The organism is Actinopolymorpha pittospori (genome assembly GCF_014873875.1).
Taxonomy (GTDB): Bacteria; Actinomycetota; Actinomycetes; order Propionibacteriales; family Actinopolymorphaceae; genus Actinopolymorpha; species Actinopolymorpha pittospori.
Map to the genome: position 1 here is coordinate 9,755,331 of NZ_JADBEM010000001.1, position 19,677 is coordinate 9,775,007.

Genomic DNA, 19,677 nt, shown 5'->3' on the forward strand with positions numbered 1-19,677 from the left:
CGTCAAGGTCAGCGGTCGGTCGGGTCGGTTCGGAAGATGACGCCGTAGGTCGTGGCGCCGATGCCGTCGTTGCTGATGTTCTTACAGGCAAGACCGGCGGCCAGGGCGTTCACGGCTTTGCTATCGTCACCACGACAGCGTCTAGGGTTCCGGTGCCGGATCCAGTTGGGTCCTGCACGTCTGGTCCGAGCGACGCCACCATGCCTCACCAGACGAGCATGGTCATCTTAAGGGACAAAAGCCTTGAGGATCCCTGTCCGGTGCGTCCGTACCGGAGTGAGGCGGTCCTTGGCGTGCTTGTTCTCGTTCTCCTGTTCACTCTCGCTCTGCTGGCCGGTGTACTCGGCGGCGTCGTGGGCACCGGGTCCTCGATGGTGCTGTTGCCGGCACTCGTCTTCTTCTACGGTCCGCGGGTCGCGGTTCCGATCATGGCCGTGGCCGCGGTCCTGGGCAATGTCGGTCGGGTTCTCGCGTGGTGGCGCCGGATCGACTGGCGGCCGGTCGTCGCCTATGCACTGCCCGGGATCCCCTCCGCGGTCCTGGGCGCGCACACCCTGCTGACCATCCCACCCAGGCTCGTGGACGGATTTCTTGCCGTGTTCTTCGTCGCGATGGTTCCGCTGCGTAGGTTCGCGGCGCGCGCACAGTGGCGCATTCGCCTGTGGCACATGGGCATCGCCGGAGCGGGTATCGGATTTCTCACCGGCATGATTCTGTCGACCGGACCCCTCAGCGTGCCGATCTTCACCGCGTACGGATTGACCGGCGGTGCGTTCCTCGGCTCCGAGGCCGCCAGTGCCCTGCTGCTCTATGCCGGAAAGCTGGCGACGTTCGAAGGTGCCGGGGTTCTCAGCACGGACGTGCTCGCTCGCGGCGTCGTCATCGGAGCAGCCGTCATGGCCGGATCGTTCCTCGCACGACGAATTCTCCGCAACGTCACCACGCAGCGCTATGGATTGTTGATCGACGTCGTACTCGTCACGGCCGCGCTCGGCATGAGCATCAGTGCCCTGCGATGAAGCCCAAAGAGCACGGCGCAGGACACCCCTAGACGTCCCGCCGCATGATCAGCAACGTCCCGGCACCCAGAACCACCACGACGTAGGCCACCATCACGGCCAGCGCACCGGGCGGCGACAGCACGCCGACCCCGGACAGATCCGAGAGCTGACCGGCAAGGCTTGGTAGCAGCATCGAGGTCACCCGCTCTCCCCACGACAGAGGCAGGAACGCGCCGACGAGGATCGGCAGGACGAACAACACCGTGCACAGTGTGGCGATCGCTCCCGCGGTCGAACGCAGGACGGCGCCCAGACCACATCCCACCAGGGCGACGACGGCCACGGACAGCCCCAGACCGAGCAGGGGTAGCACCTGATCCGACAGCGGCGCTTCGTAGGTGGCGATCGGACGTTCGCCGACGACCAGTTCGGCGACCACGTGCATCGCCCACACGCTCAACTCCCCCACCACCAGCGCGACGGCCCCGACGACGCCGGCCTTGGCGAGAAGCATCCGCCCTCGCCTCGGCGCGGCCACGAGACTCGTGCGGATCATGCCGGTGGAGTACTCCGCGCTGATGACGAGAACACCGAGCACCGCCATGCAGAGTTGGACAAGTGACAGCAGCACATGCTCGACCGGCTGGGTCTGGTCCCAGCTGGCTCGCACCGCCGCGGAGCCGGAGTCCCAGGTACGCGCCGCGTTCTCGGCCATGAAGGCGCTGAGCGCCACGGTCACGACGACCACGGCGAGGATGTAGTACGTCGAGCGGAGCGAGCGGATCTTCCACCACTCCGCCGCGAACAGGCCCGTCATCGAGTCGCCTCCGTCGTTCCCATGCCACTGTCCTTCGCGGCGGCCCCGACACGTGCACCTGCGCTTCCCGCACCGGCGGCGAACTCGACACTCTCCGCGGTGAGTTCCATGTACGCCTCCTCCAACGACGCGCGGCGCGGCGTCACCTCGTACACCGGGATTCCGTGCGCGGCCGCGAGGTCACCGATCCGCGCCACGTCGAGGCCGGTCACCGACAGTCCTGCGTCCGGTTCGACGGCCACCGCGGCGCCGGCAGAGGTGAGAACGTCGCGCAACTCCGCTGCGCGCGGCGACCGCACCAGAACGCCCCGCGCGTACCGTTCGGCCAACTCGTCCACAGACGTGTCGGCGACGAGTCGGCCCCGGCCGACGATGACGAGCCGGTCGGCGGTCAGCTCCATCTCGCTCATGAGGTGGCTGGACACGAGGACGGTTCGCCCTTCGGCACCGAGGGAACGCAGCAGTTCCCGGATCCATCGCACGCCGTCCGGGTCGAGACCGTTGACCGGTTCGTCGAAGAGCAGCACACCCGGGTCACCGAGCAACGCCGCGGCGATTCCGAGTCGCTGCCGCATACCGAGCGAGAACCCTTTCACCCGCTTCCGCGCGACACCCGCAAGCCCGACTTGCTCCAGGACCGTCGTCACCCGCCCGATCCCGATCCGGTTGGTGAGTGCGAGACACCGCAGGTGGTCCAGGGCGCTCCGCCCGCCGTGGACGGCGTTCGCGTCCAGCAGCGCGCCCACCTCGTGCATCGGGTCCCGCAGCGCGGCGTAGCGCTGGCCGTTCACGAGTCCCTCGCCGGACGTCGGCGCCGCGAGGCCGAGCAGCATCCGCATCGTGGTGGACTTCCCCGCGCCGTTGGGTCCGAGGAACCCGGTCACGCCGCCGGGCCGCACCGAGAAGGTGAGGTCGTCGACGGCGACGGTTCCTCCGTACCGTTTGGTGAGTTGTCGTACGTCGATCACTTCCGTGCGTCTCCCTGTTCGTCGTTGCTCAGCACGTCCTCACTCAGCACGTCGTCCCCCGCGGGGGCGTGGGATCGGCTCGTGCCGGAACCTGGGAGAACACGATCGTCATGGCCGAGGCCGCCGTCAGGAGGGTTCGCGTCAGGTTCTTCACCATGGCGAAGATGCTTCCGTGGAAGGGGTTCCCGGCGCATCGGAGTGGCGGTGGAGATGGTGCCTCCCGCCCAGGAAGCAGGCGAACGGCGACGGTCCGGCCACGTCCGACCTGAGGATGACATCCCCCGGAAGGAGGCGTCTGGTCGGCGGGCCGGGTACCGTCGCCGGGTGAACGATCGTCCCAGCGTCCTCGGCCGGGTTCCGCACACCCGTCCAGTCGTGATCGACCGGTTCCTCGCGCTGGCGTACGTGCTCACGGCTCTCGTCGTCACCGCCGCGCGCGTGGCGCAGGGCGTGCCGATGGGCGGTCTTCCCATCTGGGTCGCCGGCCCGATCGTCGCGGCACTCGGAGTGCCTCTCGCGGTCCGGCGTCGGTGGCCGCGCGCCGTCCTCGGTCTGATCCTCGCGTGGGGCACCGTCGTCGCGCTGTTCCTCGGCGTGCTGGCCGAACCGATCGCGGCGGTGACGTTCGCGCTGTACACCGTCGCGCTCACCGCGCCCAGGATCCGCTGGATACCCACCCGCGGGATCGGCATCGCGGGGGTCGCGGTGATCCTCGGCATGGCGATGCTGGGTCCCGCGCCCGGATGGACGACGGCGACCACGATCGCCTTCGGCGCCGGGATCCTCGCGGCGACGTGGACGCTGGGGCGGGTCGTGCGCGAGCGGCGCCTGGAGGCGGCGCGGACCGCCGAGCGGTTCGCCCGGCAGGCGGTGATCGACGAGCGCCTCCGCATCGCCCGCGAACTCCATGACGTCGTCGCGCACAGCATGAGCCTGATCGCGGTCAAGTCGGGAGTCCTCCGCCACGTGCTGCAGGTCCAGACCGAGCCCGGACGCCGGGTCGAAGACCCGCACGCCGGGGTGACCCCGACGTCGGAGGCGTTGTTCGGTGAGCTGGCCGACACGCTGGCCGTGATCGAGTCGACGAGCCGCGGAGCGCTCGCGGAGATGCGCCACCTGCTGGGCGTCCTCCGTAACGACGGCGCCGACCTTGGCGGCACCACCGGCGGAACCACCCGTGGCAACACCAGCCGCGGCACCGGTGTCGACGCAGGTGCCGACGCCGCCCCGCTGCGCCCGGCGCCCGGCCTCGCCCAACTGCCGGACCTCACCCGCCGCGCCGCGGGCGGCGGAGTACACGTCGAGCTGGACGTGTCGACGTCCGACCCGCTTCCCGACGGTGTGGAACTCTCGGTCTACCGGATCGTGCAGGAGGCGGTGACCAACGTGGTCAGGCACGCGGCCCCCGCGCGATGCCGGGTACGCGTCGAGGCGAGGGCGGGTGTGGTGGCGATCCAGGTGAGCGACGACGGGCCGGGCGTACGAACGCTGCCGGACCCGAACGCCGGTGTGGGCGAACGCGACGGCGACCTCGGTCCTCGCGGCGGCCACGGGCTGGTGGGGATGCGGGAGCGGGTCGCGATGTACGGCGGAACCTTCGACGCGGGCCTACGTCCCGCCGGGGGGTTCGAGGTGTCGGCCCGCATCCCGTACGAACCCGCCGACCAGAACGCGAGGGCTCTCGCATGAGCGACCAGATCCGCGTCCTCGTCGCCGACGACCAGGCGCTCCTGCGCGCGAGCTTCCGGCTGCTGATCGACACGGCACCCGACCTGACCGTCGTCGGTGAGGCCGGGACGGGCGTCGAGGCGGTAAAACTCGCCCGCACCGAACGCCCCGACGTGGTGCTGATGGACGTCCGAATGCCGGAGATGGACGGCATCGAGGCGGCCCGGCGCATCTGCGGCTCGGCCGACCTCAGCTCCGTCCGCGTGCTCATCCTCACGACGTTCGACCTGGACGAGTACGTCTACGCCGCGCTCCGCGGCGGCGCCAGCGGCTTCGTGCTCAAGGACACCCCGCCTGGTGACCTGCTCACCGCGATCCGGGTGGTGGCGGCCGGCGAAGGTCTCCTCGCTCCCACCGTGACGCGGCGCCTCATCGCGGAGTTCGTCCGGACGGCGGACTCCGCGCCGCGTTCGTTCTCCCGCGAGCTCACCGACCTGACGGCCAGGGAGCGGGACGTGCTCACCCTCGTCGCGGGCGGCCTGTCCAACGCCGAGATCGCCGCGCGACTGCACCTCGCCCTCGCGACGGTGAAGACCCATGTGGGCCACCTGCTCGCCAAGCTCGGCGCCCGTGACCGCGCGCAACTCGTCATCGTCGCCTACGAGTCCGGCCTGGTGTCGATCCGCCGACCGAACGCCTGAACACCGGTAAACACCGGTCGAAACGGCGGTCGAAACGGCTCGCCCGGGAGATCCCCGATTCCAGTCACGGCCACGGAATGGCAGCGGGACGTCGCGTTGTGCGCTTGACCCGGCCCCGATTGTGGCGATTCACTGGTCATCGCAGCGTTTCGTCCGGGTATCGCACCCTTGTCGAAAGGACGACGCATGGCAGTTGACCGTTCGACGGGAAGTGGGCCGGACTTCACCCCCGCTCTGTCCACGAAGTACCTCCCCCGGGCCGAGGTCCGTGAGCTGCCGCCACCGCCGAGGGAAAGCTGGCGGATCATCGGGCCCGGTCTGGTGGGCGCCGGCGTGGGTCTCGCCTCCGGCGAGTTCATCCTCTGGCCCTACATCGCCTCCCAGGTGGGGCTGGTCTTCCTGTGGGGCGCGGTGATCGGCGTCGTCAGCCAGTGGTTCCTCAACATGGAGATCGAGCGCTACACGCTCGCCACCGGCGAGACCGCCCTCACCGGGTTCAGCCGGCTGTGGAAACACTGGGGTCTGGTCTTCGCCGTCATGACGTACTTCGCGAACCTCTGGCCAGGTTGGGCCACGAGTTCGGCGACGATGGTGACGTACATCTTCGGCGGCAACGTCACAGTCATCGCCATCGTCATCCTGGTGATCTGCGGCGCGGTCCTCACCCTCGCCCCGGTGGTCTACACCGCCCTGGAACGCGTGATCGTGGTGAAGGTCGCGGCGATCGTCGTCCTCATCGCCGGCGCGGTCGTCTTCGCGCTCACCACCGACACCTGGCGGGCGCTGGGCTCGGCCGTCACTCACGCCGGTCAGTTCCCGGGTGACCTCGACTTCGCGTTGATGCTCGGTGCGATCGCCTACGCCGGCGCGGGTGGTGGGCAGAACCTCTGCCAGAGCAACTGGATCCGAGACAAGCGGTTCGGCATGGGCGCGTACGCACCCCGCCTGGTGAGTCCGGTGACGGGACAGGACGCCGCGGTCCCCTCCACCGGATACACGTTCGCACCCACACTGCCCAACCTCATGCACTGGCGCGGCTGGTGGCGGTTCGCCAACATCGAACAGGCCGCGACGTTCGTGCTGATCACCTGCTTCACGATCGCCTTCATGTCGATGCTCGCCTTCGCGACCGTCTTCGGGCGGTCCGGGCTGAGCCAGGACATCGGGTTCCTGCGGATCGAGGGAACGGCGTTGCAGGAGAGCGTCGGCCCGTGGTTCGGCTACTTCTTCTGGGTGATCGGCGCCTACGCGCTGTTCGCCGCGGCGATGGGGATCATCGACTACACCAGCCGGCTCGGCGCCGACCTGCTCGCGACCGTCTACCTACGCCGACTCGGTGTCTCCGAAAGCCGCGTCTACTTCTGGTTGGTGTGGGGACTGGTCGCCTTCGGCGCTCTGGTGCTCCTGGCCGGTCTCGACCAACCGCTGGTGTTGCTCGTCATCTCCTCCTGCGTCAGCGGGGTGATGATGGCGATCTACGGCGTGCTTCTCATTCTCATGAACAAGCGCGCCCTGCCCAGGCAGATCCAGATCAGAAACTTCCGTACGATCGTCATCGCCCTGGCGGTGGCGTTCTACGGAACACTTGGCATCATCACGATCATCCAGCAGGTACAGAAGCTGCTCGAATAACACGTTCGTCTGTTCAACCTGTTGGTGAAGGGGGGTCCGGTGAGCCCGCACACACGCGACAGTCTCGCCGCTCATCTGCTCGACGAGATCCTTGCTGGACGGATCACGTCCGGCACCAAACTGCCACCCGAACGCCTGCTGGCGCAGCGGTTCGGGTTGTCCCGACCGATCGTCAGGGAGGCGTTGCGCAGCCTCGCCGAGCGTGGCTTCGTGGAGATCCTGCCGTCCCGCGGCACGTATGTCCGGGAGGCCCATCCGACCGACGGAGCCCGCTCACTCGACACGTCCTTCCGTCGGCGCAACACGACGGTCCGGGAGTTGTCCGAGGCGCGGCAGATGGTCGAGACCTGCGCGGCGGCTCTGGCCGCGACCAACGCGACCGAGGTCGAGATCGCCGCCATGCGCCGGTGCCTGGACGACCTGGCGATGACGACGCAGGTGCTGGAGCAGGCCCGGCTCGACCTGGCGTTTCACGCCCTGGTCGTCCGGGCCAGCCACAACACCGTGATCGAGACGATGTACGCCTCGATCACGACACTGACGTTCGAGCTCATGCTCCGCAGCCTGTCCGACCGGCAGGTCCGCCAGACCGGTGCGCCCTGGCACGAAGGGATCTGGCAGGCCATCCGGGACCGCGACGACAAGCGGGCCGCCGCGGCCATGCAAGAGCACCTTGACAAGGCGAAGGCGCTCTACGGCAGCGACTTCGAACGCAGTGTCGACCAGGTGGCCCAGCGGGAGCTGCAACGGATGCTCGGCCCCTCCGCCTCACTGGAGGGGCTACTCGACGACATCGCGAGGCGGCACGCCTCGTTCGTCCGCTCACCACTCAGCTGAAGTACGTGCCTCCGTTGAGGTCGATGACCGTGCCGGTGCAGAAGGAGCCGAGGTCGGAGACGAGATACAGCACGGCGCCGGCGACGTCGGCCGGGAAACCCGCCCGGCCGACCGGCGTGCTGTCAATCGTTGCTTGCTGCTGCTCCGGCGGGGTGAACGTGTCGTGGAACGGCGTGTCCAGGATCAGGCCGGGAGCGATGGAGTTGACCGTGATCCCACGCGGGCCGAGCTCCTTCGCCAGGCCGCGGGTGAGACCGTCCATGCCGGCCTTGGAGGCACCGTAGGCCGCCGCGCCCGTTCCCCCACCGTTGCGTCCCGCGAGGGAGGAGATGTTGACGACGCGGCCGCCCTCCGGCAGGTGTCGCAACGCCGCCCGCGTGCACGCGAAGGCACTGAACAGGTTGAGGTCGATGACCTGGTGCCAGTGCTCGTCCGACATCTCCGCGATCGGCTGTCGCGCGACGAGCCCGCCCGCGTTGTTGATCAGGATGTCGAGCTTTCCGCCGAGGTCGGCCGCCGCCTGGTCGACCACCCGGTCGACGCTGGCGCTGTCGGTGGCGTCGAGTTCGTAGGCCGCGGAGCGCCGCCCGAGGTCGGCGATCTCCTTCGCCACCGCCTCACCGTCGTGGCTGCGGTAGGTGATCGCGACGTCCGCGCCCGCCTCGGCGAGCGCCAGGGCGATGCCGCGACCGATTCCCGTCGCACCGCCGGTGACGAGGGCGGTACGGCCGCTCAGGTCAGTTCGCATGTGGATACTTCTCCTCCGGTCCGGGCCCGGCTCCGGGGTTGGCGCCGGGCCCGCTCGTGATGGTGGCTTCGGTCCTTCGACCAGTGTGCGACGTCGAGGCGTCGGTTGCGCGGCCGCCTCGCCCCGCTCAGGCGAGGATGCCCGCGACGTCGGGCGGGACGGCGTAGCGCAAGGGCTCCTTGGCGAGGAACCTCTCGATCTCGTCGACCATGGCGACGCCCTGCCGGGCATGGGAGTCGATCGTGTGGCCCGCCGTGTGGGGGGAGACGATGGCGTTCGGCAGCTGCCGCCAGACGCTGTCGGCGGGCAACGGCTCGGAGGGAAAGACGTCCAGCGCCGCGCTGATTCGTCCCGACCGCAGCTCGGCCAGCAGCGCCTCGGGCTCGATCAGGCCACCCCGGGCGCTGTTGACCAGCAGGGCGCCGTCGGGCAGCAGGGCGAGTTCCCGGGCACCGAGCAGGTCCCGCGTCTCCGGCAGCAGCGGTGCGTGCAGGGTGACCACGTCGCAGGAGCTGAGCAGCGTGTCCAGCGCGACCAGTTCGACACCGAGTTCCTCGGCCTGGCTCTCGGTCAGGATGGGGTCACTGACCACCACCCGTCCGCCGAACGCCTGGAGCAGGCCGATGACCGCGCGTCCGGTCCGGCTCGCACCGACCACGCCGACGGTCCGGGCGCCGAGCAGCCGACCCGGGTGCCGGGTCCGCAGCTCACCCCAGGTCGCGCCGGCACGCAGTCCACGGTCCAGGGCCGCGAGTTCGCGCAGCGCGGAAAGGATCTGCAGGATCACCAGCTCCGCCACGGACTCCGCGATCACGCCCGCGGCCTGGCAGACCGTCAGCCGGTCGCCGATCGCCTCCTGCGGCACCAGGTTGCGGATGCTGCCCGCGCTGTGCGCGACCAGCCGCAGGTCGGGGCAGGTGGCGAGCACCTCGGCCGTGAGGGGCGGCGTCCCCCACCCGGTCAGGCAGGCCACCGCGCCGTCGAGCAGGCTCGGCAGGTCCCACTCGCTGGGTGGCCCACCGGCCGCCCGCACCTCGGCGAAACCCGCGAGCCGGTGCTCGGACTCCTCGGTCAGCACCATCGCGCGGGTCGACTCCGACAACAGCACCGCCACTCGCGGGCGGGAATCGTTCGGCATCCGGACTCCGTTCCTCGTCTTGGTCATCTGGACTGGGTCGCTGCAGAGCCGTGCTCAGGGCCGGCTGGGATACAGCAGCAGCTCCGGCACGTACGCCCGATTGGGTACCGACATCACGGTGAGGACCACCTGGGCGACGTCCTCGGGTCGCAGCGCCGCGGCCAACTGGGCCGGTGTCGGCGGGGTCGGTCGCTGTTGGACCAGCGGGGTGTCGGTGAACCCCGGATACACCACGCTGACCCGGACGCCGTTCGCCCGCTCCTCCTCCATCGTCGCGTGCGCGAGAGCCGCGACGCCGGCCTTGCTGGCCTGGTATCCCACGCCGGAGGCGTCGGCCTTCTTCGCCGCCGAGGAGGAGATGTGGACCAGCAGCCCGTCGCACTGCTCACGAAACGTCGGGAGCACCGCCTGGGTGAGGACGAAGGCCGCGTCGAGGTTGGTGGTGATCAGGTCCCGCCACCCCTCGGCCGACAGGTCTCGAAGCGAGCGCTGCTTGATGTTGGTGCCGACGCTGTTGACGAGCACGTCGACGCCGCCGTACCGGGTCACCGCGGCGGCCACGGCGCGCCCGGCCGCCGTGGGGTCGGTGGCGTCACCAGCCACGACGACCGCCTCACCGCCCGCCTTGACGATCTCCTGTTCGAGCTCGGCCAGGGCTTCGGCACGCCGGGCGAACAGCACCAGCTTCGCTCCCGCCGCCGCGGCCGCGAGCGCTGTGGCGCGGCCCATGCCGCTGCTGGCCCCGGCGACGACGATCCGCTTTCCCGCCAACTCCGGACCGCTCATGCCGCGCCACCTGTCAGGAGCCGCTTGACGTAGCGGAGGTCGGTGCGGGTCTGGTCGATCACCTGCTCGTAGGGCAGCGTGTAGTGGCTGTGCAGCGTGAGCGGGCCGTCGAAGCCGGTCTGGCGCAGGTGGGCGACGATGTCGGGCCACGGCACCATGCCGTCGGCGAGCCCGAGCCAGTCCGACCGCCAAGCGCGGGCGCCGGATGCCTGGTTGTCACCGGCGAACCAGCCGCCGTTCTTCACACCGACACAGGCGAGCCAGGGCTGGAGCAGTTCGAAGGTGAGTCGCCAGTTCTCCCGGCCGTCCTGGACCGCCTGGTTGCCGGGGTCGGGGTAGGCGCCGACCTGGTCGGGCAACTGCCCCTCCAGCAGGGCCCGGGTGAGCGCGCCGGAGGCGTGGATCGTCCCGCCGTGCAGCTGGATGGCGAGCCGGACGCCGTGGGTGGCGGCGAGGTTCGCGAGCTGGGCCAGCTGGTCGCGTGCGGTGGCGCGGACCGTGTCGTACGGCGTGGTCGCGTCGTACTTCCAGTAGCCGAGCCGGATCAGGCCGATACCCGCGTCGGCGCAGGCGCCCAGCACCTTGTCTGCCGGAAACGTCGCCGGGTCGGTCAGGTCGGTCGTGGCCATCGGGACGGTGAGCCCGGCGGCCCGGAACTCCTCGACCGCGCGCGGGATCTGGTCGGCGGCGTCCGGGTCGACCGTCGCGCCGGGGCGGATCAGCAGGTCGATGCCGTCGAAGCCGAGCCCCGCCGCCGTCTCGGCGATCTCACCGACGGGGCGGCTCTCGAAGAGTTTCGTGAACAGGACGGTCTGCATCAGGACTCCATGGGTCGCTGGGACGGTGGACGAGCGAGGACGTGGGACTGGTCACGGCACGGGCCGGGCGATGGTGCGGTCACGGCCGCGCCCGGGGAGAGTCGAGTGCCACCGTGGAGGAACGGACGACCAACTCGGGCGTCATCAGCACCGAACGACGGGGCACATCGACGGGAACGCCACTCGCCGCTGCGCCCTCGTGGGCGCCGTCTCCGTTGTGGGCGCCGTCTGCATTGTGGGGGCCGTCTCCTTCTGCCACCTGTTCGCCGTCTCGCTCCATCTCGTCCAGCGCGGCAAGGGCGGCGGCTGCCATCTCGGTCAGTGGCTGACGGACCGTCGTGAGCGGTGGATGGAACAGGCCGGCGAGCATCACGTCGTCGAAGCCGACGACCGAGACGCCCGGCTCCCCCGGCGTTCCGGGCACGGCCAGCCCGGCGGCGCGGACCGCGGCGCACGCGCCCATGGCGTACATGTCGTTGATCGCCACCACCCCCGTCGGCGGCTCCGGCAGCGCCAGCAGGGTCTCCATGCCGCGCCGGCCGAGCTCGGCGGCGTCGATGTCGCCGTACCCCACGCCTTCGTCGGCCCACACGAACTCCGCACGGACGGCGATCCCGGCGTCGGTCAGCGCCTCGGTGTAGCCGGCAAGACGGCGTTGACGGCTCACCGTGGCGATGGCGCCGGAGAGGAACGCGATGCGGGTGTGCCCGAGGTCGAGCAGGTGCCGGGTGGCGAGCCGGCCGCCGCAGAGGTTGTCGACGCTGACCCCGCGCAGGCTCGCCGGATCGGCGGGCTGCGGCTCCCGGTCGAAGGCGACCAGCCGCAGGCCGCGCTCGACGAAGGAGGCGAGATGCTCCAGCGACGGCAGCGACGTGCCCAGGACGACCGAGCGCGCGCCGCCCGCCCACAGCTCCTCCACGTAGCCGCGCTCGCGGTCGGGGTCGCGTTCGCTGTTGCAGAGGAGCACTTGTCGGCCGTGCGCGGCGGCGGCCGACTCGACCGCCCGCGCGAAGCCGCCCCAGAACGGGTTGGCGACGGAAGGTACGACGAGACCGACGACGTGGGCGCGTCCGGTCCGCAGTTGGCGGGCCACTCGGCTGGGACGGTAGCCCAGCTCGTGGATCGTGCGGGTGATGCGTTCCCGCGTTCCCGGCCGCATCCGCGCGTCGCGGCCGTTGAGCAGGTTCGAGACGGTGCTCGGAGAGACCCGCGCCGCCTGCGCGACGTCGCGGATGGTCACCTCGCGTTTCACGCCGCGCCCGACCTCCCCGGAAGTTGGTGTATCGATGCACCAACCTAGCGGCGCCGTGACACCTGGTCAGGACCTCCGTCCGGAACCGGAAGGGTCGACGATCCGCGCCGATCGCTGGAATCCTGGCCCGATGACGACCTGCCGGCAGTGCGGCGCCACCAGCGAGGGCTGCGAGGGATTGTTCGAGCAGCTCCTGGCACTGGACCACTCCCGCCGCCCGCCCTGGGGCCCCCTGCACGGCCTCGCCGTCGCCTGCTTCTTCCTGCAGCACCCCGCTCATCCGCTCGCCCCACGCGGGAACAACGAGCGAGCGTGGGCGTTCCTGCACGCCTACCTCGCGGGTGGGCAGCGGGCCCTCGACGTCGCGACCCGCGCCGCGCGCGCCGCCGGCTCGAACCGGCAGGTCCGTTCACGCGCCGAGGAGGTGCCGGTGCCGGAACGGCCCGCGCCCACGATCTTCGCGACCACGATCGCCGACGTGGCCGTGGACGGCACCTTCCCCGCCTGCGGGTACGAAGAGCGGGTCCGCCGTTGGGCGAAGGACATCGTGGCGGCGTGGACGTCGGACCCGAACCGAGGGGCCGGCCTCCCGTGAACGCGGAAGGTCCCCGGTGCGGAGAATCCGCGCCGGGGACCGCCTGAGCGAGACCGATGAGGGTCGGCCTGGCTACGCCTTCACGTCGTCTGTCGTCAAGGTGCCGTTGACACGACGCGGGATGCCGAGGACGTTCCGGTCGTGCAGCGCCTCGGGGAGCAGCTCCTCGGGCATGGTCTGGAAGCTCACCGGACGCAGGAAGCGCCGGATCGCGGTCGTCCCGACCGAGGTGTGCAGGGACGCACTGGTCGCGGGCCACGGTCCGCCGTGCTGCATGGCATACGTCACCGAGACCCCGGTCGGCCAGCCACCCCACAGCAGCCGGCCCGCGCGCTCGCGCAGGAGGTCGAGCAGCGGCGCGATCTCGGCCGCCTCGGACTCCTCGCCGTGCACGGTCGCGGTGAGGTTGCCGCTGAACGCCCGAGCCGCGGCGAGCATCTCCTGCGGCCCGTCGTACTCCACGACCAGCGAGGCCGGCCCGAAGCACTCCTCGAGAAGGGTGTCGGCCTGCTCGAGCAGGACCGGGACGGTCGTCTTGATCACGGTCGGGCCGACGGAGAGACCGTCGACCGGCGCCGCCTCGATCATCGGGGTGACACCGGACGCGCCGACCAGCTTGGTGATGCCCTCGCCGTACCCGTCGGCGATCCGCTGGTTGAGCAGCGTGGCGGGGCCGACCTCGCGGGCGGCCGCGAGGATCGCCTCGTCCAGGCCGTGCCCGGCCGGCACGAACAGCAGGCCCGGCTTGGTGCAGAACTGCCCCACGCCGAGGGTGACCGATCCGACGAAGCCGGACGCGATCTCCGCACCGCGCGCCTTCACCGCACCAGGTGTCACGAAGACGGGGTTGAGGCTGCCGAGCTCGCCGTAGAACGGGATCGGCTCGGGCCGGCCGGCGGCGATGTCGAACAGCGCCCGGCCCGCCGGGATGGAGCCGGTGAACGAGCCGGCCTTCACCCGCGGGTCCTTCAGCGCCTCGACACCCTTCTCGAAGCCGACGATCAGCCCGAAGGTGCCCTTGGGCGCGCCGGCGGCGGCGAGGGCGCCGATCACGAGTTCGGCGGTCCGAACGGACAGCCGCGGGTGGCCCGAGTGCGCCTTCACGAGGACGGGGCAGCCGGCCGCGAGCGCGGAGGCGGTGTCACCACCGGCCACACTGAACGCGAACGGGAAGTTGCTCGCGGCGTAGACCACGGTCGGGCCCAGCGGTACGAGCATGCGGCGCAGGTCGGGACGCGGGCCCATTCCCCACTCGGGGTCGGCCGGGTCGATGGTCGCCTCGAGGTAGGAGCCCTCCTCCAGCACCTCCCCGAACAGCCGGAGCTGGAACGTCGTGCGGGTGAGCTCGCCCCGCAGCCTGCCCTCGAGCAGGTGCGACTCCTCCATGGCGAGCTGTACCAGCTCGTCGGCGGCCGCGTCGAGGGCGTCGGCGACCGCGCGGAGCAGCCCGGCGCGTTCGGACGGGCGCAGCGCGGCGAGCGGCGCGGCCGCGGCGGACACGGCGGCGAGCAGGTCGGCGAGCTCCGACGACGTCGTGGCGGTTGGGGTCTGGGACACGGTCGTGGGCGCGGTCATCGGGCAACCTCCCGGGCGAACGGATCGGACAGGGCGTCGACGAGCCAGGTCAGTGGCTCCTTGCCGACCACCACAGGGTTGGAGAGTACGCCGACCTGCGGGATCTCGATGTCCACGCGGTCACCGTCAGCGAGCGTGAACGCCAACTCCGGGATGATCCCGGTGCCGGTGGCGAGGAACGCGCCGTCGGGGAAGGCGTCCCCACGGAACAGGTAGTCGACCAACGTTTCCAGCGTACGTCGCATCCGACCGGTGGAGGTTTCGCCCTTCCACGCGGTCCTGCCGTCCCGCACCACGGCCAGGGTGATGTCGAGGTCGGTCGCGTCGGCGACCTCCCACGCGGGGCGGATGCCCACAGAAATTGCGCAACTTCCGGCGTAGACCTTGGCCTGCGGGAGGTAGAGGGGGTTCTCGCCCTCGATCACCCGCGAGCTCATGTCGTTGCAGACGACATATCCGACGATCTCACCGGCCGCGTTGGCGACCACGCCCAGCTCCGGTTCGGGTACGTCGAGTCCGGAGTCGGCGCGGATGGCAACGGGCTCACCGTCGGTGACCACCCGCCATGCGACGGCCTTGAGGAAGAGTTCGGGGCGCTCGGCCTCGTACACCTTCTCGTACACCGACTTCTCGCTGCTCTCCTCGACCCGAGCGGCCATCGAGCGCTCGTAGGTCACGCCGGAGGCCCACACCTCGGTCCGGCCGTCCAACGGCGGCAGCAGGAGCACCTGCGCCTCGTCGACCTCCGGCCCACCGGGCTCGGCCTCCACCAGGGCGCGAATCTCCGCGAGCGGCAGCCGCAGCAAGGCGCTGACCTCGTTCACCCCGCTCAACGGGGCCACCCGGCCGCCTCGCCGAACGCCCACGCGGACGACTCGGTCGGTGCGATCGGCGTATCGGACGATCTCCACGGGACCTCCTCAGCCAGTCATCAGATGTATGACGGTTGGCGCCAGTCTTGCAAAGGATCGCGGCACGGTCTCACCCCGGTCCACCACGGTGGCCGAGCCGGCCCGACAACGCCTCCGCGCCCTTGCCGACCAGACGCGCGAGTTCGGCGGCGCGTTCGGGAGACCAGCGCATGGTCGGCACCGAGATGCTGACCGCCGCGACCGTGGAACCGTCCCGGTCGGACACCGGCGCGGCCACGCAGGCGACGGCGTCGTTGGACTCGCAGTACTCCTCCGCGTGGCCGCGCTCACGAATCCTCGCGAGCCGCTCGCGCAGCTGCTTCGGCGACCTCAGGCTGTTCGGGGTCAGCGCGGGCAGCTTCTCACCGGGCGGGAAGAGCTCGTCGACGCGTCCGGCCTCCAGGCTGGCCAGCAGCATCAGGCCGACCGCCGTGCAGTGCGCGGGCAGCCGGCGCCCGACCGCCGAGACCATCCGGACCGGATGGGTGCTGTCGGCCTTGGCGACGTAGACGACGGAACGGCCGTCGAGCACGGCGACGTGGACGGTCTCGTCGCAGACCGCGGCGATGTCGGCCGCGGCCGCCTCACCTTCGCGGGCGAGGTCGAGGCGCTCGGCGTAGGCGGCGCCGAGGTGGAAGACGCCGACGCCGAGCCGGAAGCGGTGCGGCTGGCCCGGCACCGGCGCGAGGTAGGACCGCTCGACCAGGGTGCCGACGAGCTCGTGCACCGAGGTACGCGGGAAGCCCAGCCGGGAGTGGATGTCGGGGATGGAGAGCTCCTCAGACGACCCGAAGAGTTCGAGAATGTCCAGCGCGCGCACCACCGCGGGTACCGAGCGACCCATGTCTGCTCCTGCCTCCCACTCGTGTTGGCGTGTTGGCGTGTTGGCGTGTCCGCGTACCGGGCGTGGGTGACCCAACTCGCGTACGCGTGTTCGTATGTCTGCGTACCACGTCCGCGTCCGACCGTGACGGAACCGGGCGGCCGGCACCCGACCTCAACTTGACGTCGGCGAGCCGAGCTGGACACGATGTTGTCCGATTATACGAATGCTGTTCGAGATACCGGACAACGACCGGAGGAACCTGTGGCTGGCAACCCCGCCTCGCACCTACTGGACAACCTCCAACTCCCCCGCCGAGACCTCGGCGAACTACCCGCGTCCGCCAAGCGATTCCCCGACGGCGTCCGCTACCGCGTGGAGATCCCGAGCACCGAGGGACCCCGCTGCCTGGCGGCCGTCCTCGAGGAGGCCGACCGTCTCGACGTTCCCGTTCGTCGCATCTCCCAGGGCAGTGGCGTCTTCCTGCTGACCGACGACGAACTCGACGAGATGGCCGAGCAGGCCGACACCGCGGGCGTCGAGGTCAGCCTCTTCGCCCGGCCCTGTGCGGGCTGGGGCACCTCCGCGACCGCGCGCTCGGCAGCGGGAGGTGGCTTCGCCGCGACCGCGCACGGCCAGGACCAGGTGGCCGCCGTTCTGGACGACATCCTGCGGGCCGCCGACCACGGCATCCGCAGCGTGCTCATCTCCGACCTGGGCGTCCTGGCGTCCTTCGGGAAGCTCCGGGCCGCCGGTGACCTGCCGTCGGACATGCAGGCGAAGATCTCGGTGATGCTGCCGATCACGAACGCCGCGACCGCGCGGGTGCTCGAGGACCTCGGCGCCAACACCCTGAACGTCGCCACCGACCTGAGCCTCGCGCAGATCGCCGCCATCCGCGCCGCGGTCGACATCCCGCTCGACGTCTACGTCGAGGCGCCCGACAACCTGGGCGGCTTCGTCCGGCACCACGAGCTACCCCAGCTCATCGAGGTCGCCGCTCCGGTCTACGTCAAGTTCGGGTTGCGCAACGCGCCGGACGTCTACCCGGCCGGCACGCACCTGGAGGCGACCACCGTCGCGCTGACCCGGGAGCGGGTGCGCCGCGCCCGACTCGGGCTGGACCTCCTCGCGCGCTGGGGTGGGGAGGAGCCCACCTCCAAGCCGCGGGCCACCGGCCTCGCCGTACCCGTCCGCAGCGCGGGCAAGTAGTTCGTCGTGGTGTGACCGGGACCAGGCGTCGCGTCCTAGGGTGCGTCTCCCAGATCGAGCCGGTGAAGCGAGCGGTGCATCCGCGCCGCGGTGGAGAGGCGGAGGAGGAGCGCGTAGCGGTGTTCTACGCGCGACGAGGACAACGTGGCCAGCGTGGATGCGGGGTATCGCGAGTCAGGCGGGATGTGGGAGACGCGTCCTAGTCCTCCGGCTCGAGGTCGAGGTCGAGGGGGCGATCCCGGTCACACACGAGTACGCCGTCCACGACGTCGAGTTCGGCCACCTGCACCGACGAGCGCCTGGTGTCGTAGCTCTCCTCGTGGATGCCGTCAATGCTGCCCGCGCGGCCCGGGTGGGTGAAGTAGAACACGAACGCCCGCTCGCCCTGGACCACCACGTCGGCGTGCAGCCCGATCGTCGTGTCGTCGGTCCGGGTGCCCGGCTTGTCGAGAATCACGCTGTTGCGTTCCCAGCGTTCGAGGTCGTCGGAACGGAAGACGCCCTGCCCGCGCCACTCGTCGACGATCATCCAGTAGCTGCCCCGGAACGCGAACACGTTCGGGCCCTCGTGGCCCCGGCCGGTGATGACCGGACCGACGACCTGCCAGGTGTAGAGGTCCGCGCTGTCGGCGGCGTAGGTGTGCGAGCTGTTCGCCTCGTCCTTGTACCACATCCGGAAGCCGCCGCCCGGGAGCGCGAACACGCAGGCGTCGATGACCCGGTCGGAGCTCAGCGGGAGCCTGGACTGGTATGTCCAGGCCAGCAGGTCGGGGCTCGTGTAGTGCAGGATGTGCCGCTCGTGGCCGGCCCAGTGCGTCGGAACGCCGCGGATGTAGCTGACGTACATGTGGTAAACGCCGTCGTGCCAGAAGATCTCCGGCGCCCAGAAGGTGTTGCGGCCCCATTCGATGTCGAGGCCGGTCAGGACACCGCGGTAGACCCAGGTCCGGCCAGCGTCCGCGGACGAGGCGACCCCGAGGTCGGTGCCGTGCACCCAGGCGACGTCCAGGCCCTCGGCCGTGGCACGCCGGTTGGTGTAGACCATCCACCACTCCCGCGCCTGCCGGTTCCAGACCACGACCGGGTCGGCCGCACCGTCATGGATGGGGTCCCGAAACAGCGGTGCCTGCACGTCGTCTCGACCTTCCTCTCGCATCGCGGAACTTCCTACCTGATCACCCGTGACGGCGTGCCGACGGGGGCCCGCGTGTCCGTTCCTGGCCAGGCGATCGACCTCACCGCTGTCGGGGCCCGCCGAACGTGAGGGCGCGAGCGGCGCCGTTGCTGCAACGGCGCCGCTCGCGGTCGGACTCAGGAGGTGTGGGTGGCGATCAGTTCGATCTCGGCGGCGGAGGCGTAGCCACCGACCCCGTTGAGGACGTTGAGTCGGATGAACCGGGCGCCGGGTGCGTCGACGTCGGCGACATCGCCGGAGGTGTCGGCTTCCCAGGTGCCGCGGCCCACTTCGGTGTAGCTCTCGCCGTCGGCGCTGGCCTCGACGACGTACTCGGTCACGCGGCCGTTCATGCTGCCGTCGGTTCGGGGCAGGTAGCGCAGTTGGCTGACGTCGTAGGTCCCGTTGAGCTCAAGCGTGATGGACTGCGGGAGCGCGGCCTTGGTCGGCGTCCACTGGGTGTGCCAGAGCGTGGCCGGGTTGCCGTCCACAGCCTTCTCGGCGCCGTTCGACGCCGACGTCTGCGCACTTGTGGCGGTGGCGGTGAGGGCGGCTCCCCGCAGGCAGACCTGACCGGGCTCGATGGCGACGTTGACCGGCACCACGATGGTCTGGCCGGGCCGCTGCTCCAGCTCGAGTTGGTAGTGACCCGCGGTGGTGCCCTGCGGCATGGTGAGGTTGAGGCCGATCTGCTTCTGGTATCCCGCCGGCAGGTAGGTCGAGATCATCTCGCGGGAGACGGTGGCGCCCTGCGGTGCGTGCACGAACACCGTTGCGTACGTTTCCTTCGACCGCTTGTTGGCCAGGGTGATGGTGGTGGAGCCGCCCAGGCAGGGTCCGATGTCGACCGTGCTCGGCTCGGCGGTGACGGTGGCGGTAGCGGGCTGACGGTCGGCGAGGGCGCTTCCGCCGAACGCCGACGCGACGACGCTGACCAGGGCGAGCGCGGCACCGCCGCCGGCCAGGCGGGCACGGCGGCCGGTGGGCATGAGCTTCATCTGTGGATACTCCTCAGGTCCTG

The 19,677-nt window shown here is 70.5% G+C and carries 19 protein-coding genes; 7 read left to right on the forward strand and 12 right to left on the reverse strand.

Going from position 1 to position 19,677, the window contains the following annotated elements; genetic code table 11:
- Window positions 1-293 precede the first annotated feature (293 nt).
- Window positions 294-1,019 (forward strand): TSUP family transporter, encoded by a 726-nt coding sequence (locus HEB94_RS45050; RefSeq protein ID WP_192755508.1) that lies wholly within the window; start codon window positions 294-296, stop codon window positions 1,017-1,019.
- A gap of 28 nt (window positions 1,020-1,047) precedes the next feature.
- Here HEB94_RS45050 and HEB94_RS45055 read toward each other — a convergent pair whose 3' ends face one another.
- Together HEB94_RS45055 and HEB94_RS45060 are read right to left on the reverse strand one after the other, a co-directional pair.
- On the reverse strand, window positions 1,048-1,818 hold the full coding sequence (locus tag HEB94_RS45055; RefSeq protein WP_192755509.1) for an ABC transporter permease: 771 nt from the start codon (window positions 1,816-1,818) through the stop codon (window positions 1,048-1,050).
- Window positions 1,815-2,786: an ATP-binding cassette domain-containing protein gene (locus tag HEB94_RS45060; protein WP_192755510.1), complete on the reverse strand. Its 972-nt coding sequence runs from the start codon at window positions 2,784-2,786 to the stop codon at window positions 1,815-1,817. Before HEB94_RS45060 ends, HEB94_RS45055 begins: the two co-directional genes overlap by 4 nt.
- Window positions 2,787-3,110: 324 nt before the next feature.
- On the opposite strand from HEB94_RS45060, the gene HEB94_RS51875 reads away from it, so the two are divergent.
- The 4 genes from HEB94_RS51875 to HEB94_RS45080 all read left to right on the forward strand — a co-directional run bounded on the left by HEB94_RS51875 (window position 3,111) and on the right by HEB94_RS45080 (window position 7,624).
- The gene (locus HEB94_RS51875; protein WP_202896876.1) at window positions 3,111-4,475 is read left to right on the forward strand and encodes a histidine kinase; all 1,365 of its coding nucleotides are present in this window, start codon (window positions 3,111-3,113) and stop codon (window positions 4,473-4,475) included.
- The gene (locus tag HEB94_RS45070; RefSeq protein ID WP_192755511.1) at window positions 4,472-5,155 is read left to right on the forward strand and encodes a response regulator; all 684 of its coding nucleotides are present in this window, start codon (window positions 4,472-4,474) and stop codon (window positions 5,153-5,155) included. Before HEB94_RS51875 ends, HEB94_RS45070 begins: the two co-directional genes overlap by 4 nt.
- 186 nt (window positions 5,156-5,341) lie before the next feature.
- On the forward strand, window positions 5,342-6,787 hold the full coding sequence (locus HEB94_RS45075; RefSeq protein WP_192755512.1) for an Nramp family divalent metal transporter: 1,446 nt from the start codon (window positions 5,342-5,344) through the stop codon (window positions 6,785-6,787).
- Window positions 6,788-6,826: 39 nt separating this feature from the next.
- On the forward strand, window positions 6,827-7,624 hold the full coding sequence (locus HEB94_RS45080; RefSeq protein ID WP_192755513.1) for an FCD domain-containing protein: 798 nt from the start codon (window positions 6,827-6,829) through the stop codon (window positions 7,622-7,624).
- Here the strand turns inward: HEB94_RS45080 and HEB94_RS45085 are convergent.
- The 5 genes from HEB94_RS45085 to HEB94_RS45105 all read right to left on the reverse strand — a co-directional run bounded on the left by HEB94_RS45085 (window position 7,617) and on the right by HEB94_RS45105 (window position 12,366).
- The gene (locus tag HEB94_RS45085; protein WP_192755514.1) at window positions 7,617-8,372 is read right to left on the reverse strand and encodes an SDR family NAD(P)-dependent oxidoreductase; all 756 of its coding nucleotides are present in this window, start codon (window positions 8,370-8,372) and stop codon (window positions 7,617-7,619) included. The two genes, HEB94_RS45080 and HEB94_RS45085, sit on opposite strands and share 8 nt — an antisense overlap.
- A 127-nt stretch (window positions 8,373-8,499) precedes the next feature.
- Window positions 8,500-9,510 carry a hydroxyacid dehydrogenase gene (locus tag HEB94_RS45090; protein ID WP_192755515.1) on the reverse strand — a complete coding sequence of 337 codons (1,011 nt, stop codon included), beginning with the start codon at window positions 9,508-9,510 and terminating at the stop codon, window positions 8,500-8,502.
- 54 nt (window positions 9,511-9,564) lie between these two features.
- Window positions 9,565-10,296, reverse strand: coding sequence for an SDR family oxidoreductase (locus HEB94_RS45095; protein WP_192755516.1), 732 nt, complete (start codon window positions 10,294-10,296; stop codon window positions 9,565-9,567).
- Window positions 10,293-11,114 carry a sugar phosphate isomerase/epimerase family protein gene (locus HEB94_RS45100; protein WP_192755517.1) on the reverse strand — a complete coding sequence of 274 codons (822 nt, stop codon included), beginning with the start codon at window positions 11,112-11,114 and terminating at the stop codon, window positions 10,293-10,295. Before HEB94_RS45100 ends, HEB94_RS45095 begins: the two co-directional genes overlap by 4 nt.
- Window positions 11,115-11,193: 79 nt before the next feature.
- Window positions 11,194-12,366 (reverse strand): substrate-binding domain-containing protein, encoded by a 1,173-nt coding sequence (locus tag HEB94_RS45105; RefSeq protein ID WP_192755518.1) that lies wholly within the window; start codon window positions 12,364-12,366, stop codon window positions 11,194-11,196.
- Window positions 12,367-12,496: 130 nt separating this feature from the next.
- Here HEB94_RS45105 and HEB94_RS45110 point away from each other — a divergent pair, with 130 nt between their 5' ends.
- Window positions 12,497-12,961, forward strand: coding sequence for a DUF5946 family protein (locus tag HEB94_RS45110; RefSeq protein ID WP_192755519.1), 465 nt, complete (start codon window positions 12,497-12,499; stop codon window positions 12,959-12,961).
- Between the two features lie 72 nt (window positions 12,962-13,033).
- On the opposite strand, the gene HEB94_RS45115 is transcribed toward HEB94_RS45110, so the two are convergent.
- The 3 genes from HEB94_RS45115 to HEB94_RS45125 form a co-directional block, all read right to left on the reverse strand.
- Complete coding sequence (locus HEB94_RS45115; RefSeq protein WP_192755520.1) at window positions 13,034-14,536, reverse strand: aldehyde dehydrogenase (NADP(+)); 1,503 nt, start codon at window positions 14,534-14,536, stop codon at window positions 13,034-13,036.
- On the reverse strand, window positions 14,533-15,447 hold the full coding sequence (locus HEB94_RS45120) for a fumarylacetoacetate hydrolase family protein (protein ID WP_192755521.1): 915 nt from the start codon (window positions 15,445-15,447) through the stop codon (window positions 14,533-14,535). The genes HEB94_RS45115 and HEB94_RS45120 overlap by 4 nt, the downstream gene beginning before the upstream one ends.
- Window positions 15,448-15,517: 70 nt before the next feature.
- The gene (locus HEB94_RS45125) at window positions 15,518-16,291 is read right to left on the reverse strand and encodes an IclR family transcriptional regulator (RefSeq protein ID WP_192755522.1); all 774 of its coding nucleotides are present in this window, start codon (window positions 16,289-16,291) and stop codon (window positions 15,518-15,520) included.
- Window positions 16,292-16,534: 243 nt separating this feature from the next.
- On the opposite strand from HEB94_RS45125, the gene HEB94_RS45130 reads away from it, so the two are divergent.
- On the forward strand, window positions 16,535-17,482 hold the full coding sequence (locus HEB94_RS45130) for a U32 family peptidase (protein ID WP_202896877.1): 948 nt from the start codon (window positions 16,535-16,537) through the stop codon (window positions 17,480-17,482).
- Window positions 17,483-17,681: 199 nt separating this feature from the next.
- Here HEB94_RS45130 and HEB94_RS45135 read toward each other — a convergent pair whose 3' ends face one another.
- Window positions 17,682-18,638 carry a glycoside hydrolase family protein gene (locus tag HEB94_RS45135; protein WP_192755524.1) on the reverse strand — a complete coding sequence of 319 codons (957 nt, stop codon included), beginning with the start codon at window positions 18,636-18,638 and terminating at the stop codon, window positions 17,682-17,684.
- A gap of 155 nt (window positions 18,639-18,793) precedes the next feature.
- On the reverse strand, window positions 18,794-19,654 hold the full coding sequence (locus HEB94_RS45140) for a discoidin domain-containing protein (protein ID WP_192755525.1): 861 nt from the start codon (window positions 19,652-19,654) through the stop codon (window positions 18,794-18,796).
- Between the last annotated feature and the right edge of the window lie 23 nt (window positions 19,655-19,677).

Excerpts from the sequence above, each read along its gene's own strand:
- HEB94_RS45055 (WP_192755509.1), bottom strand. The coding sequence starts at position 1,818 with ATGACGGGCCTGTTCGCGGCGGAGTGGTGGAAGATCCGCTCGCTCCGC.
- HEB94_RS45070 (WP_192755511.1), top strand. The coding sequence starts at position 4,472 with ATGAGCGACCAGATCCGCGTCCTCGTCGCCGACGACCAGGCGCTCCTG.
- HEB94_RS45075 (WP_192755512.1), top strand. The coding sequence starts at position 5,342 with ATGGCAGTTGACCGTTCGACGGGAAGTGGGCCGGACTTCACCCCCGCT.
- HEB94_RS45085 (WP_192755514.1), bottom strand. The coding sequence starts at position 8,372 with ATGCGAACTGACCTGAGCGGCCGTACCGCCCTCGTCACCGGCGGTGCG.
- HEB94_RS45090 (WP_192755515.1), bottom strand. The coding sequence starts at position 9,510 with ATGCCGAACGATTCCCGCCCGCGAGTGGCGGTGCTGTTGTCGGAGTCG.
- HEB94_RS45095 (WP_192755516.1), bottom strand. The coding sequence starts at position 10,296 with ATGAGCGGTCCGGAGTTGGCGGGAAAGCGGATCGTCGTCGCCGGGGCC.
- HEB94_RS45100 (WP_192755517.1), bottom strand. The coding sequence starts at position 11,114 with ATGCAGACCGTCCTGTTCACGAAACTCTTCGAGAGCCGCCCCGTCGGT.
- HEB94_RS45110 (WP_192755519.1), top strand. The coding sequence starts at position 12,497 with ATGACGACCTGCCGGCAGTGCGGCGCCACCAGCGAGGGCTGCGAGGGA.
- HEB94_RS45115 (WP_192755520.1), bottom strand. The coding sequence starts at position 14,536 with ATGACCGCGCCCACGACCGTGTCCCAGACCCCAACCGCCACGACGTCG.
- HEB94_RS45125 (WP_192755522.1), bottom strand. The coding sequence starts at position 16,291 with ATGGGTCGCTCGGTACCCGCGGTGGTGCGCGCGCTGGACATTCTCGAA.
- HEB94_RS45135 (WP_192755524.1), bottom strand. The coding sequence starts at position 18,638 with ATGCGAGAGGAAGGTCGAGACGACGTGCAGGCACCGCTGTTTCGGGAC.
- HEB94_RS45140 (WP_192755525.1), bottom strand. The coding sequence starts at position 19,654 with ATGAAGCTCATGCCCACCGGCCGCCGTGCCCGCCTGGCCGGCGGCGGT.